Origin of the sequence: Caulobacter sp. X (assembly GCF_002742635.1) — a bacterium.
GTDB lineage: Bacteria > Pseudomonadota > Alphaproteobacteria > Caulobacterales > Caulobacteraceae > Caulobacter.
The window spans coordinates 106,713-121,192 of sequence record NZ_PEGF01000002.1 but is presented as its reverse complement, the minus strand read 5'-3'; the positions used below and the strand labels follow the sequence as shown (position 1 = coordinate 121,192).

Genomic DNA, 14,480 nt, shown 5'->3' with positions numbered 1-14,480 from the left:
CAATGTCACGCCGCGCCGACTTGCTTATGACGACCCCCGATGCGGTCGTGCGAGCGACGGCGTCCAACAAGACGCAAAGTCACACGCAGCCCGCCCCGAAAAAGGCCGTTCTGAGGCTGCATACGCGCATCGCCAGCCGTTGCCAAGCGCCAGAGACCACACTCTGTGCGCGGTCTTGCCGTGCGCGCGTTTCCTCCCGCCCGAACTCAGCCGCCTCTCCACGCTTCCCGCCATTTCCGCATCATTACGTATCGTTCATGGATAGGTACCTTGCGATACTCAGTACCATGCGGTACTAGGGAGCATCCAAGGAGGCCAGGACGACGTGCCGGAAGCCATTGAAATCCAATTGAAGAAAGGCGTGCTGGCGCTGTGCGTGCTGGCCCTGCTCTCGCACGCCGACAGCTACGCCTACGAGATCGCCAGCAGGCTCACGAGGGACATCGATATGGGGGAAGGGACGATCTATCCGCTGATGCGCCGCATGCAGTCGGATGGGCTGGTCGAGACCTATCTGGTGGAAAGCCAGAGCGGTCCGCCGCGCAAATACTACCGCTTGACGGCGCAGGGCCGCCGCAGCCTGGAGCAGCAGAAGACCGAGTGGGTCGCCTTCACCCAGGCCGTCAACGCCATCGTGGGAGCCGCCGCATGACCCGCGCCGAATTCATGACCCGCCTGCGGCGCGGCCTGGCCGGCCTGCCGGTGACCACGATCGCCGACATCGTCGCCGACCACGAGGCCCACTTCGCCGACGCCGAGGCCGCCGGCCGCAGCGAGGCCGAGGTGGCCGCCGCCCTGGGCGATCCCGACCGTCTGGCCCGCGAGCTGCGCGCCGAGGCCGGCCTCAAGCAGTGGGAGGAGCGCAAGAACCCGTCCAACGCCATGGCGGCGGTCATCGCCCTGCTGGGCCTGGGCGCCATCGACGTGCTGATCCTGCTGCCCGTGCTGATGGGCGTGCTGGGCGCGCTGTTCGGGGTGCTGGTGGCCGTGGTCGCGGTGTTCTTCGCCGGCGGCGTGGTGTTCGCGGCCGGTCCTCTGACCGGACCGCCCGGCGGGCCGATCACCGCTTTCCTGGCGGGCCTGGGCCTGATGGGCGTGGCGACCTGCCTGGGCGCCCTGCTGACCCTGGTCACGGTCGGCGTCTTCAACGCGGTCGTCTGGTACGCCCGCCTTCACTACCGGCTGCTCAAGCCGGCCATCGAACAGGCCTGAGGGGAAAAGGAGGGGACACTATGCTGATCCGCAACTCGCTCATCGTCGCCGCGGCCAGCTTCGCGCTCGCCGTCGGCTGTTTCGCCGGGGTGGCGGTCATCGCCGGCCCGCAGTTCCTGAACGAAGGCTGGACGTTTCCGCTGAAGGACACCGTCGTCATCCACAAGGACGGCAAGGTGATTCGCACCGAAAGCGTCTCGGTGAAGACCTCGCCGGTCGTCGACCGCACCTTCGCCTGGACCGGCAAGGACACGCTGCAACTGGACCTGCCGGCGGACGTCGTGTTCGTCCAGGGCCCGGAGGCCAAGATCGTGGTGTCCGGCCGACAGTCCTATGTCGACCGCCTGCGCGTCGAGGGCGGCCGCATCAGCCTGGACGACACCAACTACGTCGATCATGGCCGCGTGACGATCAATGCGCTCGGCGTGCATGTCGAAAGCGACTCCGAGCAGGTGAGGATCACGGTGATCGCTCCGGACGTCACCAAGTTCGACGTGCGCGGCTCGGGCGATCTCGACATCCGCCGCTATGACCACCCGACCATTTCGGTCGACGTCAGCGGCAGCGGCGACGTCGAGGCGGCCGGCCGGGTCGAGACGGCCTCGATCGACAGCTCGGGCTCCGGCCACGTCGATCTGTCGGGCCTGAAGGCCAAGACAGCGATCGTGGACGTCTCGGGCAGCGGCGGCGGCGCGATCTTCGCCACCGACAAGGCCAAGATCGACATCTCCGGCAGCGGCGACGTCGAGCTGCGCACCGAACCCAAGACCGTCACGAGCGAGATCACCGGTTCGGGCGAAGTCCGCCGCGAATACTGATCCGCGACAAAAGGGGCGGGGTGACGGACGCGTTCGGAAGGCCTACCTGTAGGCCATGAACGCTCCCTTCCCCGCCTCTTCCCTGTCGTTGTTGGACGCCGCGGGCGTCGATCCCGAACGCGCCCGCCAGGTTCTGGGCGAGGCCCTCGCCGGCGCCGACGACGGCGAACTCTTCCTCGAACGCTCCGAAAGCGAGTCCTTCGTGTTCGACGACGGACGGCTGAAGAGCGCCTCCTACGACAGCGGCGAAGGCTTTGGCCTGCGCGTTGTGGCCGGCGAGACGGCCGGCTACGCCCACGCCGCCGAGATCTCCGAAGCCGCCATCCGTCGCGCGGCGGACTCGGCCAGCCTGGCCAAGCGCGGCCACGCCGGCGTCGCGGCCGAGGGTCCCCGCGCCACCAACGAAAAGCTCTACGGCGAGGACAATCCGGTTTCCTCGCCCGACTTCTCCGACAAGGTCGCCCTGCTGCAGGAGATCGACGCCTTCGCCCGCGCCCGCGACCCGCGCGTCGTGCAGGTGATGGCCTCGCTGGCCGGCGAGCGCCGGGTGGTCGAAATCCTGCGCGCCGACGGCCGCCTGATCCGCGACGTGCGCCCGCTGGTGCGGGTCAATGTCCAGGTCACGGTCGAGAAGGACGGCCGGCGCGAGACCGGCAGCTCCGGCGCCGGCGGCCGCGCTGGCTTCGCCGCCTGGATCAGCCCGGACAAGTGGCGGGAGCAGGTCGAGGAATCCCTGCGTCGGGCGCTCGTCAATCTCGACGCCGTCGCCTGTCCCGCTGGCGAGATGGACGTGGTGCTGGGCCCGGGCTGGAACGGCGTGCTGCTGCACGAGGCGGTCGGCCACGGCCTGGAAGGCGACTTCAACCGCAAGGGCATCAGCGCCTTCTCGGGCCGCATTGGCGAGCGCGTCGCCGCGCCGGGCGTCACCGTGTTCGACGACGGCTCGATCGCCGGCCGCCGCGGCTCGCTGACCGTCGACGACGAGGGCACCCCGACCGAGCGGACCATCCTGATCGAGGACGGCATCCTCGTCGGCTACATGCACGACCGGATGAGCGCCCGCCTCATGGGCATGAAGGCCACCGGCAACGGCCGTCGTCAGTCCTACGCCCACATGCCGATGCCGCGCATGACCAACACCGGCATGCTGGCCGGCAAGGATGATCCCCAGGAGATGATCGCCTCGCTGAAGCGCGGCCTCTACTGCGCCAATTTCGGCGGCGGCCAGGTCGACATCACCAACGGCAAGTTCGTCTTCCAGTGCACCGAGGCCTATCTCGTCGAGGACGGCAAGATCACCGCGCCGGTCAAGGGCGCGACCCTGATCGGCGACGGTCCCAGCGCCCTGACCAAGGTGACGATGATCGGCGACGATTTCGACTTCGACCCCGGCATCGGCGTCTGCGGCAAGTCCGGCCAGGGCGTGCCGGTCGGCGTCGGCCAGCCGTCGCTGAAGATCACCGGCCTGACGGTCGGCGGGACGGCGGTCTAGAGCCGCCGCTCCAGATAGGTCACCGTCTTCTTGCCGCCGTGGATCTCGGCCGTTCCCACCGGAACGAACCCGAGCGCGGCGTGGAAGGCGTCCGACGCGGGATTGGGCGGGTCGGAATTGACCTCGCAGACGATCCGCGCGTGGCCGGCGGCGCGGGCGGCGGCGAAGAGGTCGGCGTACAGGCGCCGCGCCAGCCCTCGCCCGCGCGCGGCGTCGGCGACCACCACCCGATCGACATAGACGAAGCGGTTGAAGCGCTCGCGGAACCACAGGAAGTTGACGCTGTCGTAGTCGGCGTCCTGGTCGAAGGCCAGGAGCAGGGCGTCGGCGACGCCGACGCGACGCGCGACGAACGCCTCGCCGACCAGCTGGACGAGCCGTTCCGGCGCCAGCCAGGACAGCTCCAAGGCGTGGGCGTTGTTGAGAGCCAGCAAGGCCTCGCCGGAGAAGCCCGCCAGATCGTCCGGGGTCAGGGTCGTCGTCGCGTCGTCCATACCGTCTCCGCCAGCCTTTTCTGTCGAAGGTTTAATCCAGATTTCAGGCTTGTAACTTCTCCCGCGCCGCCTGTTTCGGCACGCTGCCCGCAAGTCCGGCGACCGTCACAATAGTCGCAAAGACCTCGGCTAGGTCGGCCCACGGACTTTCAGAATCGCGCGGCGCGAGGCGCCGCGCCTTGGGCTTCGGGTAGGAGCGGAAAGCGGTCCGGCGATTTGAGCCATCGCCGGGCCGTTCCCACCTGGAGTAGGGACGCGGCCCCTCTGCGTCCCGGGAAGGGCCCCGGAATCGTCGCCGGGGCCCTTCGTTCGCTCGGAGGGTCAGGCGGTCACCTCGTCGGCGCCGTGCGACCACTTTTTCAGGATTGGCGACAGGGCCAGGAAGCCGACGCCGATCACGACGGCCACGAGGCCGATCACGTTGAAGACCTTCAGCGACGAGGCCAGGGCCAGGGCCGGATCGAGGACCTGCCCGCCAACCGTTTCGGTCGCCGCCAGGCCGGCGACCTTGCCGCCGACCCACTGGGCGATGGCCAGGGCCAGGAACCAGACGGCCATCATGAACGACACCATCGACAGTGGCGACAGCTTGGTCATCTGCGAGAGGCCGACCGGCGACATGCACATCTCGCCGGTGGTGTGCAGCATGTACATCAGCACCAGGAAGACCAGCGGCAGGCGGAACGCGCCGTCGGCGAAGGTCGCGCCCCATTGCAGCAACAGGAAGCCGGCGCCGACCTGGATCAGCGCCAGGCCGAACTTGATCACGGGGTTCGGATCGCGCCCGCGCGCGCCCAGGAAGGTCCACAGCGCGGCGAAGACCGGCGCGAAGATCAGGATCCAGCCCGCATTCAGCATCTGGGTCTGGGGCGCGTTGAAGCTGGTGTTGACCCAGAAGGTCGACGCCGGATCGATCGCGGCCGCCTTCAACTGTTCCAGCGTGCCCAGGGTGATCGCGCCGCCCAGCAGGCGCACGGGCTCGCGCACCAAGTCCAGCTGGACGTTGGTCGCGGCGAACAGGCTGAGCGACGAGCCGGCCTGCTCGAACAGGGTCCAGAACACCACCGCTCCGAAGATCAGGAACACCGCCAGCGCCAGCCGCTCGCGCTCCGCCTTCGCGCACTGCGTCATCATGAACCAGCCGATATAGGCCAGCGAGGCGATGATGCCGACGTTCAGGGCCATGCCGACGACGCCGTTGAACTGCACCAGGAAGAAGATGCCGACGAGGCCCAGCAGCGAGACGGCGTAGATCGCCGTCTCCAGGCTGAGCGGGCCCAGGACCTTCGTCTTGAGGGCCTCGGGATGGGGCGGCTCGGCCTTGTTCTCCAGCCAAGGCTTGCCGAGCACGAAGACGATGAAGCCGGCCAGCATGCCCAGACCCGCCAGGCCAAAGCCCGCCCACCAGCCGACGCTGACGCCCAGCAGGCCGCACAGGATCGAGGCCCAGAACGAGCCGAGATTGATGCCGTAGTAGTAGAGGGTGAAGCCCGGATCGCGGCGCGGATCACCCTGCGGATAAAGCTGGCCGACGATCGTCGAGATGTTGGGCTTGAGGAAGCCGACGCCCAGAATGATCAGCGACAGGGCGAACCAGAAGACGTTCAGATAGAACGGGTCGCGGGCGGTCACATCCAGCTTGTAATCGGCCTTGGGCAGCACGGCCGGCAGCGGCGCGCCGGCAGGCAGGCCCTCGATCTCAAAGTCGCCCGTCTTGGTGGCGGCGACCTCGTAGGGCTTGCCGGCGACGACCAGACGCGACACGCGCTCCTGGCCCCGGCCTTCGGACTGGAACTCGTAGGTCGCGCCGCCATAGGTCAGCGTCTGCACCGCCGGCTTGCCCTCGACCGCCATGGCCAGATGGCCGGCCACCAGCAGCAGAGCGCCGAACGCCACCGCCTTGCGCGTGCCCAGCCACTTGTCGGCCAGCATGCCGCCCAGCAGCGGCAGCAGGTATACCAGCGAGGTGTAGGAGCCGTAGTGGCCTGATGCGGTCTTCGGATCGAACAGGAAGTGCTGCGTCAGATAGAAGATCAGGATCGCGCGCATGCCGTAGTAGGAGAACCGCTCCCACATCTCGGCCAGGAAGCAGATGATCAGGCCGCGCGGATGGCCCTTGAGCAGCTGGATAAGGACGGGAATTCCGGTCACGAGCGTGATCAGGACGCCCGCGGCGATAACGATGTTCATACCCAAGCCTTGCCCAAGCTTTTAAGAAACGTGACGAGCCGCGCGGACCGTCCCGGTGCGCCTCCTCGGCGCGGTCCGGGTCAAATCGCCCTCGCCGACCCCAATGGGCGGGGAGAAGATCACGCGGCCGGGCGTTTCACAAGCAACGGCATGCCGTTCCAGCGCGCGTCACGCCCCAACGCGGGAGCTTGGCCGCGTCTCCGCGCGTTGTTCGTCCGACGTTTTGTTTCCCGGGAGCCGAAGATGAAGATCCCCGACGCCAGCCATCCGATCACGATCGACCCCGTCCCGGGCGTGGTGCGGGTGATCTTCGAGGGCCACGAAATCGCCGACAGCGACGACGTGCTGGTGCTGCGCGAGGCCGACTATCCGCCGGTCTACTACTTCCCGCGCGACAGCGTGCGGACGCCGTTCCTGCGCCGCACCGACAAGGTGACTCACTGCCCCTACAAGGGCGACGCGGCCTATTTCACCATCTATCGCGACCGCCAGATCATCGAGAACGCGGCCTGGTCCTACGAGGACCCCTACGCGGCCGTCGGGCCGATCGCCGGGCGCATCGCCTTCTATCCCGAGCACGTGGAATTCCAGCTGAACGACCGCTCTCCCGCCGAGACCGAGGCGATGGATGTCGACGAGGTTGTCCTGCACACCGACAGCGGCTCGGGAAACAGCCAGGCCGAGCGCTGGCCGCCGAACGTCGACATGCCGGAGACCGAAAACACAGAGTCCGACCTCGACCCGCCCAACAAGGGCGTGGGCGCCATTTAGCCGCACCCTCCGGCCGTTTGGTCGCATCCCGCCGGACTTAAGCCCGCGTTAAGAGCTGCTGGCGCGACCCTATGGTCGAGCTCCCGGCAGAGGGGCGCGGAGGAAACCCATGGCCTACGTTTCTTTCAATCACGCGGACGCCGTTCACGCCGCGGCCGACCGTCCCCGCATCGCCTGGGGCCGGCTAGCGGCGGTGGCCTTCGCCATCGGCTCGTGGGCGGCCATCATCGCCGCCGCCCGAGCGATCTTCTAGGCCCTAGTAGGCGCAGTCGGTGAACACCCGGCTGATGTCGCCCTTCCAATCGCCGTTGTAGAGCGCCAGCAGGCGCTCGGCGGGGGTGATACCGCTGTCGGCGATCTCTTCCAGCTCGCCCATGTAGATCGTCTCGTCCAGAAAGCCGCCGTTCAGCTGGGCGCGGTTCTTCAAGCCCGACTTGGCGATGGCGACGAAGTCCTTGGCCACGTCCTGAGCCGTGCGGCCGGCGACCTTGGCCTTCAGACCCAGGCGCGGCACGTCGCGGCGCAGGCCCTCGCGGTCCTCGATCGTCCAGGCCTTGCAGAGATCCCACGCCGCCGCCAGGGCGGCGTCATCGTAGAACACGCCGGTCCATAGCGCCGGCAGGGCGCATAGACGGCTCCACGGACCGGCGTCGGCGCCGCGCATTTCCAGATAGGTCTTCAGGCGCACTTCCGGGAAGGCGGTCGTCGTGTGGTCGGCCCAGTCCTTCATCGTGGCGATCTCGCCCGGCAGCTCGGGCAGCTCGCCCTCGATGAAGTCGCGGAAGGATCGGCCGGCCACGTCGATGTACTTGTCGCCGCGCTTGACGAAGTACATCGGCACGTCCAGCGCGTAGCGGGCGTAGCGCTCGAAGTCGAAGCCGTCCTCGAACACGAAGGACAACAGGCCCGTGCGGTCGGCGTCGGTGTCCGTCCAGACATTGGCGCGGGCCGACAGGAAGCCGTTGGGCTTGCCTTCCGTGAACGGCGAATTGGCGAACAGGGCCGTGGCGATCGGCTGCAGGGCCAGGCTCATGCGGAACTTGGCGGCCATGTCGGCTTCGCTGGAGAAGTCCAGATTGGCCTGCACCGTGCAGGTGCGCAGCATCATGTCGAGGCCGAGCTTGCCGACCTTGGGCATGTAGTTGCGCATGATCACGTACCGGCCCTTGGGCATGACCGGCACCTCCTCGCGCTTCCACAGCGGCGAGAAGCCCAGGCCCACGAAGCCCAGCCCCAGCTCGTCGGCGACGGTCTTGACCTCGTCCAGGTGCTTGCCGGTCTCGTCGCAGATGTCGTGCATGGTCTTGAGCGGCGCGCCCGACAGCTCGAACTGGCCGCCCGGCTCCAGGCTGACATTGGCGCCGTTGCGCTCCAGCCCGATGATGGTCGGGCCTTCCATGACAGGCGTCCAGCCGAAGCGTTGCAGGCCGGTCAGCAGGGCGTGAATCCCCTTGTCGCCCTCATAGGGAACAGGGGCGTGCGAGTTCAGGTAGAAGCCGAACTTCTCGTGTTCCGCGCCCACGCGGAAAGCGTCCTTGGGCTTGCAGCCCCGGGCGAAATAGTCGGTCAGGTCGGAGAGCGTCAGCGGACGCTCCTGGACGCTAGCGGTGTCGGCCATGCAAGCCGTCCCTCCCCAGGGGTTGCGATGCTGCGGGTGGAGAGGGCCCTTCTCTCCGCCGACGGCGATACTACTCGGTCACGCCCAGTTGGGCGTTTTCTTTGCGAACCTCAAGGGGCGACCTTGAGCTTAATTCTATCTCCAGTCCCCGGCCGCCGCCTGCCAAAGGGTCATGGCCGAGATCGCGGCGGTGTCGGCGCGCAGGATGCGAGGCCCCAGCGACACCGGCGTGACGAAGGAAAGCCCCCGCAGCCGTTCGCGTTCCTCGGGCGCGAAGCCGCCCTCCGGCCCAATCAGGATCGCGGCCGGCCCGCCCGTTCCCGCGAGCGCCTCGATGGCCCGCTTGGCGTCGCCGCCCTCGTCACAGAACACGAGACGCCGCGCGGGGTCCCAGCCGTCCAGGATCTTGTCCAGCTTCTCGGGATCGACGATCTCGGGCACGTCGAGACGGCCGGTCTGCTCGGCCGCCTCCATGGCGATGGCGTCGAGGCGTCCCAGCTTGACGAAGTCGACATTGGTGCGGCGCGTGATCGTCAGGCGAACGCGGCGCGCGCCCAGCTCGGCGGCCTTCTCGACGATCGTCTCGACCCGCCCGCGCTTGACCATGGCGATGATGAGATCGAGGTCCGGCCCGATGTGCATCGGTCGGGTTTGCTCTTCGGCCTTCAGCAGGCAGCCGCGCTTGGTCGCCTCGACGATGCTGGCGCGCCACTCGCCGTCGCGGCCGTTGAACAGCAGCACCGCGTCGCCGACCGACAGGCGCATGACCGAGGTCAGGTAGCGGGACTGGTCGACGGTGGGGACGACGCCGGCGCCGGCCGACAGGTCGTTGGGAACGAAAAGACGGATCATGGCGTCCTTCTAGCCTAATCAAGACCTTCGGGGGTAGGCTCGCCCAATGAGCAAGTCCGACGACTACGACAACGAACTGGTCCAGCTGCAGTTGGCCCTGATCGCCATGCAGAAGAAGGCCATCAAGGACGGCTGGAAGATCCTGGCCGTGTTCGAGGGCCGCGACGCCGCTGGCAAGGATGGGACGATCTCCCGCATCGTCGAGCATCTCTCCAAGCGCGCCACCACGGTCGTGGCCCTGCCAAAGCCCACCGATCGCGAAGCCAGCGAATGGTATTTCCAGCGCTATGTCGAATATCTGCCGGCGTGCGGCGAGGCGGTGCTGTTCAACCGCTCCTGGTACAACCGCGCCGGGGTGGAGCGGGTCATGGACTTCTCGACGCCCAAGCAGCAGGAGCAGTTCCTGCGCGACGTCCCCGCCTTCGAACGCATGCTGGTCGAGAACGACACCCGCTATGTGAAGTTCTGGCTGGACATCAGCCGCGAGGAGCAGGCCAAGCGCCTGAAGGCCCGCCGCGAGGACCCGCTGAAGGCCTTCAAGACCAGCGACCTCGACAGGGTCGCCGAGGAGAAGTGGGACGACTACACGAAGGCCCGCGACGAGATGCTGATGCGCACCCACAGCGACGTCGCGCCGTGGATCTGCGTCCGCGCCGATCACAAGAAGGCCGCCCGGCTCAACGTCATCCGCTGGCTGCTGCACGCGGCCGGCGACAAGAAGATCGCCAAGGGCGTAGCCAAGCCCGACCCCGAGGTGATCTTCTCGTTCGAGCCCAGCGCGCTAGAGGATGGAAGGTTGGCGCGCTAGGACGAACCGGTTCTAGACGGTCGGCGTCGTCCCGCCATCAATGACGAACTCCGCGCCGTGGATCGCGGCGGCGCGAGCCGAGGCCAGATAGGCGATAAGGTCCGCGACTTCATGAGGGTCGGCCGGACGCCCGATCGGAATGCCGCCGAGGCCGTCGAGGACTGACCGCCGCGCATCCTCGATCGTCCCTCCGTTGGCGGCCTGGATGCGCTGCAGGAAATCCACGGAGGCCTCGGTCATGATCCAGCCGGGCGAGACGGCGTTCACCCGCACGCCTCTGGGACCCAATTCCTTCGAGATCGACTTGCTGTAGGTTCGGAGCGCGGCCTTGGCGGCGGCGTAGGCCGTGGTCGTCTCGGGGAGCGGCAGCGCCGCCTGGATCGAAGCGACGTGCACCACCGCGCCGGCGCCCCGCTCGACCATCTGCGGAATCAGCAGACGATCAAGGCGGACCGTCGCCAGAAGGTTCAGGTTCAGTTCCGAGAGCCAGTGATCGTCCGTCAAGGCGACAAAGCCGCCGCCCGGGGTTTTCGAGCCGCCGATCACATGGGCGAGAATGTCGACGCCGCCCAGACGTTCGAGCGCGGCCTTGGCCAGCATCTCGCCGCCCTCGACCGTCGTCAGGTCCGCCTGGACGAACTCGACGCCGTCGATGGACTCCAAGTTACCGCGGGCGGCGGTGATCACCCGGGCGCCGCCGGCCAGGAAACGATCGACGGTGGCGCGGCCCAGGCCCTTGGAGCCGCCGCTGACAAGCACGCGCTTGCCCGCGAATTCGGTCGGATCAGCCTTGAGGGTCATGCCGTGATCTCCAGGGCTTTGATGAGGCCCTCTTCAAGGGTGAAGCGGTAGGTGAAGCGGATCGGACTGCCCTTGAAGTCGCCTCGGGCGGGGCCTTCGACGACGACCTGCCCGTCCTCGCGCCGGACGGTGTCGGGCGTAAAGATCGCCTTCACCGGGATCACGGCTTCTTCAAACAAGCCGCCGATCTCGGCGCGCCCCCGAAAGACAGCGCCGTTGTCGACAAGGACGGCGTCAGCCGCGAACGGTTGAAGCATGGCGGCGGCGTCGAGACGGGCGTTGGCGTCCACATACGCGCCGATCGGCGATGGAAGTTCGAGCGACATCTTTCCTGTCCTCCTTCAGCGGTCGCAGCCGGGCGGCCGCCAGTGCGCTTGCCAGACAAGGTAGAGATGGCCAGGTTGCGTGATAATCAGGCCAATTCGGGACGTTTCATTTCGAAAGTCGGGACAATGATGCAAAGCAGCCTGACGGAGTTGGACGCTGTTCTCATGGTCGCCCGGCGAGGCAAGTTTCGCGCGGCCGCGCTTGAGCTTGGGGTTTCAACGACCGCGCTGAGTAACGCGATCGCGAAGCTGGAGCGCACTCTGGGCGTACGGCTCTTCAACCGCACGACGCGAAGCGTCTCCTTGACGGAGGCCGGGCGGCAGTTTGTCTCGCAGGTCGCGCCCGCCGTGCGGGACATTCACGAGGCGATGGACATTGCCCGCTCTCAAAGGACCGCTCCCTCGGGCACGCTGCGGATCAACGCCTTTCCAACGGCGGCGCGGGAGATTTTCTCCTGGCTCGTCCTACCGTTCCTGCGCGTGCACCCTCAGGTGCATATCGATGTCGTCACAGAGGGTCGGCTGGTGGACATTGTCGAGGGCGGCTTCGACTTCGGCGTCCGCAGCGCGGACTTCGTGCCGGCCGACATGATCGCGGTCCCGTTAGGCGGTGCGCGGCGCAATGTCGTGGTGGGCGCGCCGAGCTATCTGAAAGCGCGCGGCATCCCGGTGGTCCCCCAGGACCTCGCCCAGCATTCCTGTCTCCGCGTTCGGCTTCCGAATGGCGCGATCTACCGCTGGCCGTTCGAGAAGGATGGCCAGTCGGTCCAGGTCGACGTGGAGGGCGCCCTAACGCTCGACGAAGCGAGCCTCGCACGCACCGCGGCCCTGGCCTCCGTCGGTCTGGCCCTGGCGATGGAGTCCGACGTGAGAGACGATATCGAGGCCGGCCGCCTTGCGCCCGTACTCGAGGATTGGACGCCGACCCTGTCGCCTCTGAGCCTCTACTATCCCAGCCGACGCAATCCGACGGCCGCCTTCAAGGCGTTCGTCGACTTCGCGCGACGGCATGGGGAAACCCGCGACGCGCTTAGGCCGTCGATCGGTTGAAAAGCGCGGCGCGCCTATCGCGTCTTCCGCGCCTTCCGCTCGGCCGCGATCGCGGCGTTCTGGGCGACGCGATGGCGGACGATGTCGGCGATCAAGTCCGGCGGCAGCGGCGCGTCCGGCTGGAAGCGGATCGTGCCCTTGGCCGTCTCGAAACCCTTCAGGCGATCCTGGAACTGCGTGACCACCGCCCCCGGATAGAAGGCGCAGTGCTTCGCGGCCGCGCCGAAGTGCACGAGATTGCCGTTCAGCTTGAAGGTCGGCAGGCCATAGCTGATGGCCTCGGTCGCCTCGGGGGCGAGCGCGCGAATCTGGCCGCGGAGAACCTCCAGCGCCGCCCGCTGGTCAGCGGGCAGCTTGGAGAGGTAGTCGTCGACGGACGCGGCGGGGGGCTTCATCATCGGTCGTTCCTCGATCGCTAGACCTCAGGACGTTCGCGGAAGCTCCCCGCCGACAGGCCTTCGATTATTTCGCCCCGTACAGCGCCATCACGTCCTTGCGGAACGCCGCGCCGCTGTCGGGACGGCTGTAGAACATGTGGCCGCCCGGATAGTTGGACAGGGTCACCCGGCCGGCGGCCGTGGCCGGCATGGCGTCGACGACCAGGCGCGAGGCGAAGAACGGGCACGACAGGTCGTTGTAGCCGTGAACGATCAGCACCTTCAGCTTCGGATCGACCGAGACGGCCTTGCGCAGGTCGGTGACCGACTCGGTGTCGGGGCCCCGGCCGCGATCCCACAGGCGGTTGACGGTGTTCGACAGCGCCTCGTAGCGCGCTTCCGGCTTCCAGCCGACGATGCGGGTGGTGAAGTCGACGATGGCGCTGGTCGTGGGGGCGATGATCGCGTCGAGGATCGGGTCGTTGACCTCCTGCTCCGGCGCGAACGGGAAGGGATCCAGCGAGGTGACGTTGCTGTCGTAGCGGCTGCCGAGGCGCCCCTTGTCGCGGAACACCTCGCGCAGGAAAGACTGCGTCTCCAGGCGCCCCCCGGCGCGGCGGACATAGTCGGGATCAAGGCCGGTCATGGCCGAGACCTTGGTCGTCAGGCGCTGGAGAGCGGCCGGGTCCGAACCCTTCATCAGGTCGACCATGTATTCCCCGCGCGTATAGTCCTCGACGGCCTTCATATTTTCGGGCGTCAGCTTGCCGTCCCGCTCCAGCTTGGCGGCCGCGATCGACGGCAGGGTCCACATCGACGGCAGGGGCGAGATCTCCTGCGAGGCGCGGCCGGCGCTGGTCAGCAGCGGCGAGACCAGCACGACGCCCTTCACGGCGACGCCCAGGTCGGTCTGCAGCTCATAGGCCAGGCGCGGGCCGCGGAAACCGCCGTAGCTCTCGCCGACCAGATACTTGGGCGAGGTCAGGCGCTCGGTCTTGACCAGGTAGTCGAAGACGATGCGCGACAGGTACTCGATGTCCTGCTTGACGCCGTAGAAGCGCTTCTTGGTCTCCTCCTCGCCGACCAGCGAGCGCGAGAAGCCCGTGCCGACCGGATCGATGAAGACGAGATCGGTGAAGTCCAGCCAGCTGGCCGGATTGTCCTGCAGCTTGCTGAAGTCCGAGGGGCTATCGCCTTCCGCGCCGAACTGGACGCGCTTGGGGCCCAAAGCGAAGTTCAGATAGACGCTGGCCGCGCCCGGACCGCCATTGAAGGCGATCGTGATCGGCCGGTTCGGATCGCGCGGACCGTCTAGAACGTACGAGGTGTAGACCACCTCGGCGACCTTCTTGCCCTTCTCGTCGCGCACCGGCAGCGAGCCCACGGTGGCGGTGTAGGCGATGGTCTTGCCGGCGATGACGGTGGTCTGCTTGACCGACTTGTCGGCCGGCAGGGCGGGCAGGTCGAGGCCCTTCTCCGCGGCGGGCTTGTCGCCGCCCTTGTCCTGAGCCCAGGCCGGCGTCGCCAGCCCCGAACCCGCCAACACCAGCGACGCCACCACGGCCGCGACGCCGCCTCCGAAAACCTGTTTCATGTTCGTCCCCTCGACTGAGGACGAAATTGCTAGGGCGCCCGGCCAATCTTCACAACTGTTCCAAAGCGTGCTCGCTT

General features: G+C 67.5%; 16 protein-coding genes and 1 pseudogene. 8 read left to right on the top strand and 9 right to left on the bottom strand.

The window, feature by feature from the left end; all coding sequences use genetic code 11:
- Positions 1 to 325: 325 nt before the first annotated feature.
- From CSW60_RS12910 to tldD, 4 genes are read left to right on the top strand one after another with little or no spacing between them, the layout of a single operon-like run.
- Entirely contained in the window at positions 326 to 652 is a 327-nt protein-coding gene (locus CSW60_RS12910; protein ID WP_099537772.1) for a PadR family transcriptional regulator, read from the top strand.
- Complete coding sequence (locus CSW60_RS12905) at positions 649 to 1,212, top strand: DUF1700 domain-containing protein (RefSeq protein ID WP_099537771.1); 564 nt, start codon at positions 649 to 651, stop codon at positions 1,210 to 1,212. The genes CSW60_RS12910 and CSW60_RS12905 overlap by 4 nt, the downstream gene beginning before the upstream one ends.
- Before the next feature lie 20 nt (positions 1,213 to 1,232).
- Positions 1,233 to 2,030, top strand: a complete 798-nt coding sequence (locus tag CSW60_RS12900; protein ID WP_099537770.1) for a GIN domain-containing protein — start codon at positions 1,233 to 1,235, stop codon at positions 2,028 to 2,030.
- A gap of 55 nt (positions 2,031 to 2,085) precedes the next feature.
- Entirely contained in the window at positions 2,086 to 3,522 is a 1,437-nt protein-coding gene (tldD, locus tag CSW60_RS12895) for a metalloprotease TldD (protein WP_099537769.1), read from the top strand.
- Here tldD and CSW60_RS12890 read toward each other — a convergent pair.
- From CSW60_RS12890 to CSW60_RS24370, 3 genes and pseudogenes are all read right to left on the bottom strand, one after another.
- Positions 3,519 to 4,016, bottom strand: coding sequence for a GNAT family N-acetyltransferase (locus CSW60_RS12890; RefSeq protein ID WP_099537768.1), 498 nt, complete (start codon positions 4,014 to 4,016; stop codon positions 3,519 to 3,521). The genes tldD and CSW60_RS12890 overlap by 4 nt on opposite strands.
- 321 nt (positions 4,017 to 4,337) lie before the next feature.
- A complete protein-coding gene (locus CSW60_RS12885; protein WP_099537767.1) occupies positions 4,338 to 6,206 on the bottom strand; it encodes a peptide MFS transporter in 1,869 nt (622 codons plus the stop codon).
- 79 nt (positions 6,207 to 6,285) lie between these two features.
- Positions 6,286 to 6,356 (bottom strand): annotated as a pseudogene (locus CSW60_RS24370) (hypothetical protein); the annotation flags it as partial.
- Positions 6,357 to 6,449: 93 nt separating this feature from the next.
- Here CSW60_RS24370 and CSW60_RS12880 point away from each other — a divergent pair.
- Together CSW60_RS12880 and CSW60_RS23675 are read left to right on the top strand one after the other, a co-directional pair.
- A complete protein-coding gene (locus CSW60_RS12880) occupies positions 6,450 to 6,977 on the top strand; it encodes a DUF427 domain-containing protein (RefSeq protein ID WP_099537766.1) in 528 nt (175 codons plus the stop codon).
- Positions 6,978 to 7,086: 109 nt separating this feature from the next.
- Positions 7,087 to 7,230 carry a hypothetical protein gene (locus CSW60_RS23675; protein ID WP_099537765.1) on the top strand — a complete coding sequence of 48 codons (144 nt, stop codon included), beginning with the start codon at positions 7,087 to 7,089 and terminating at the stop codon, positions 7,228 to 7,230.
- Between the two features lie 3 nt (positions 7,231 to 7,233).
- Here the strand turns inward: CSW60_RS23675 and CSW60_RS12870 are convergent, their stop codons facing one another.
- Both CSW60_RS12870 and CSW60_RS12865 read right to left on the bottom strand, forming a co-directional pair.
- Positions 7,234 to 8,595, bottom strand: coding sequence for a glutamate--cysteine ligase (locus tag CSW60_RS12870; RefSeq protein ID WP_099537764.1), 1,362 nt, complete (start codon positions 8,593 to 8,595; stop codon positions 7,234 to 7,236).
- A 135-nt stretch (positions 8,596 to 8,730) separates the two neighbouring features.
- On the bottom strand, positions 8,731 to 9,447 hold the full coding sequence (locus tag CSW60_RS12865) for a 16S rRNA (uracil(1498)-N(3))-methyltransferase (RefSeq protein ID WP_099537763.1): 717 nt from the start codon (positions 9,445 to 9,447) through the stop codon (positions 8,731 to 8,733).
- 46 nt (positions 9,448 to 9,493) lie between these two features.
- Between CSW60_RS12865 and ppk2 the strand changes: the two genes are divergently transcribed.
- Positions 9,494 to 10,255, top strand: a complete 762-nt coding sequence (ppk2, locus tag CSW60_RS12860; protein ID WP_099537762.1) for a polyphosphate kinase 2 — start codon at positions 9,494 to 9,496, stop codon at positions 10,253 to 10,255.
- 12 nt (positions 10,256 to 10,267) lie between these two features.
- On the opposite strand, the gene CSW60_RS12855 is transcribed toward ppk2, so the two are convergent.
- Both CSW60_RS12855 and CSW60_RS12850 read right to left on the bottom strand, forming a co-directional pair.
- Complete coding sequence (locus tag CSW60_RS12855) at positions 10,268 to 11,056, bottom strand: SDR family oxidoreductase (protein ID WP_099537761.1); 789 nt, start codon at positions 11,054 to 11,056, stop codon at positions 10,268 to 10,270.
- Positions 11,053 to 11,346, bottom strand: a complete 294-nt coding sequence (locus tag CSW60_RS12850) for a nuclear transport factor 2 family protein (RefSeq protein ID WP_236634277.1) — start codon at positions 11,344 to 11,346, stop codon at positions 11,053 to 11,055. The genes CSW60_RS12855 and CSW60_RS12850 overlap by 4 nt, the downstream gene beginning before the upstream one ends.
- Positions 11,347 to 11,448: 102 nt before the next feature.
- Between CSW60_RS12850 and CSW60_RS12845 the strand changes: the two genes are divergently transcribed.
- On the top strand, positions 11,449 to 12,432 hold the full coding sequence (locus CSW60_RS12845; protein WP_236634276.1) for a LysR family transcriptional regulator: 984 nt from the start codon (positions 11,449 to 11,451) through the stop codon (positions 12,430 to 12,432).
- A 14-nt stretch (positions 12,433 to 12,446) separates the two neighbouring features.
- Here CSW60_RS12845 and CSW60_RS12840 read toward each other — a convergent pair whose 3' ends face one another.
- Together CSW60_RS12840 and CSW60_RS12835 are read right to left on the bottom strand one after the other, a co-directional pair.
- Positions 12,447 to 12,830 (bottom strand): iron chaperone, encoded by a 384-nt coding sequence (locus tag CSW60_RS12840; protein ID WP_099537758.1) that lies wholly within the window; start codon positions 12,828 to 12,830, stop codon positions 12,447 to 12,449.
- Between the two features lie 64 nt (positions 12,831 to 12,894).
- On the bottom strand, positions 12,895 to 14,403 hold the full coding sequence (locus CSW60_RS12835; protein ID WP_099537757.1) for a S10 family peptidase: 1,509 nt from the start codon (positions 14,401 to 14,403) through the stop codon (positions 12,895 to 12,897).
- Between the last annotated feature and the right edge of the window lie 77 nt (positions 14,404 to 14,480).

Coding starts and splice junctions, on each gene's coding strand:
- CSW60_RS12905 (WP_099537771.1), top strand. CDS start 649: ATGACCCGCGCCGAATTCATGACCCGCCTGCGGCGCGGCCTGGCCGGC.
- CSW60_RS12900 (WP_099537770.1), top strand. CDS start 1,233: ATGCTGATCCGCAACTCGCTCATCGTCGCCGCGGCCAGCTTCGCGCTC.
- tldD (WP_099537769.1), top strand. CDS start 2,086: ATGAACGCTCCCTTCCCCGCCTCTTCCCTGTCGTTGTTGGACGCCGCG.
- CSW60_RS12890 (WP_099537768.1), bottom strand. CDS start 4,016: ATGGACGACGCGACGACGACCCTGACCCCGGACGATCTGGCGGGCTTC.
- CSW60_RS12885 (WP_099537767.1), bottom strand. CDS start 6,206: ATGAACATCGTTATCGCCGCGGGCGTCCTGATCACGCTCGTGACCGGA.
- CSW60_RS12880 (WP_099537766.1), top strand. CDS start 6,450: ATGAAGATCCCCGACGCCAGCCATCCGATCACGATCGACCCCGTCCCG.
- CSW60_RS23675 (WP_099537765.1), top strand. CDS start 7,087: ATGGCCTACGTTTCTTTCAATCACGCGGACGCCGTTCACGCCGCGGCC.
- CSW60_RS12870 (WP_099537764.1), bottom strand. CDS start 8,595: ATGGCCGACACCGCTAGCGTCCAGGAGCGTCCGCTGACGCTCTCCGAC.
- CSW60_RS12865 (WP_099537763.1), bottom strand. CDS start 9,447: ATGATCCGTCTTTTCGTTCCCAACGACCTGTCGGCCGGCGCCGGCGTC.
- ppk2 (WP_099537762.1), top strand. CDS start 9,494: ATGAGCAAGTCCGACGACTACGACAACGAACTGGTCCAGCTGCAGTTG.
- CSW60_RS12855 (WP_099537761.1), bottom strand. CDS start 11,056: ATGACCCTCAAGGCTGATCCGACCGAATTCGCGGGCAAGCGCGTGCTT.
- CSW60_RS12845 (WP_236634276.1), top strand. CDS start 11,449: ATGGCCAGGTTGCGTGATAATCAGGCCAATTCGGGACGTTTCATTTCG.
- CSW60_RS12840 (WP_099537758.1), bottom strand. CDS start 12,830: ATGATGAAGCCCCCCGCCGCGTCCGTCGACGACTACCTCTCCAAGCTG.
- CSW60_RS12835 (WP_099537757.1), bottom strand. CDS start 14,403: ATGAAACAGGTTTTCGGAGGCGGCGTCGCGGCCGTGGTGGCGTCGCTG.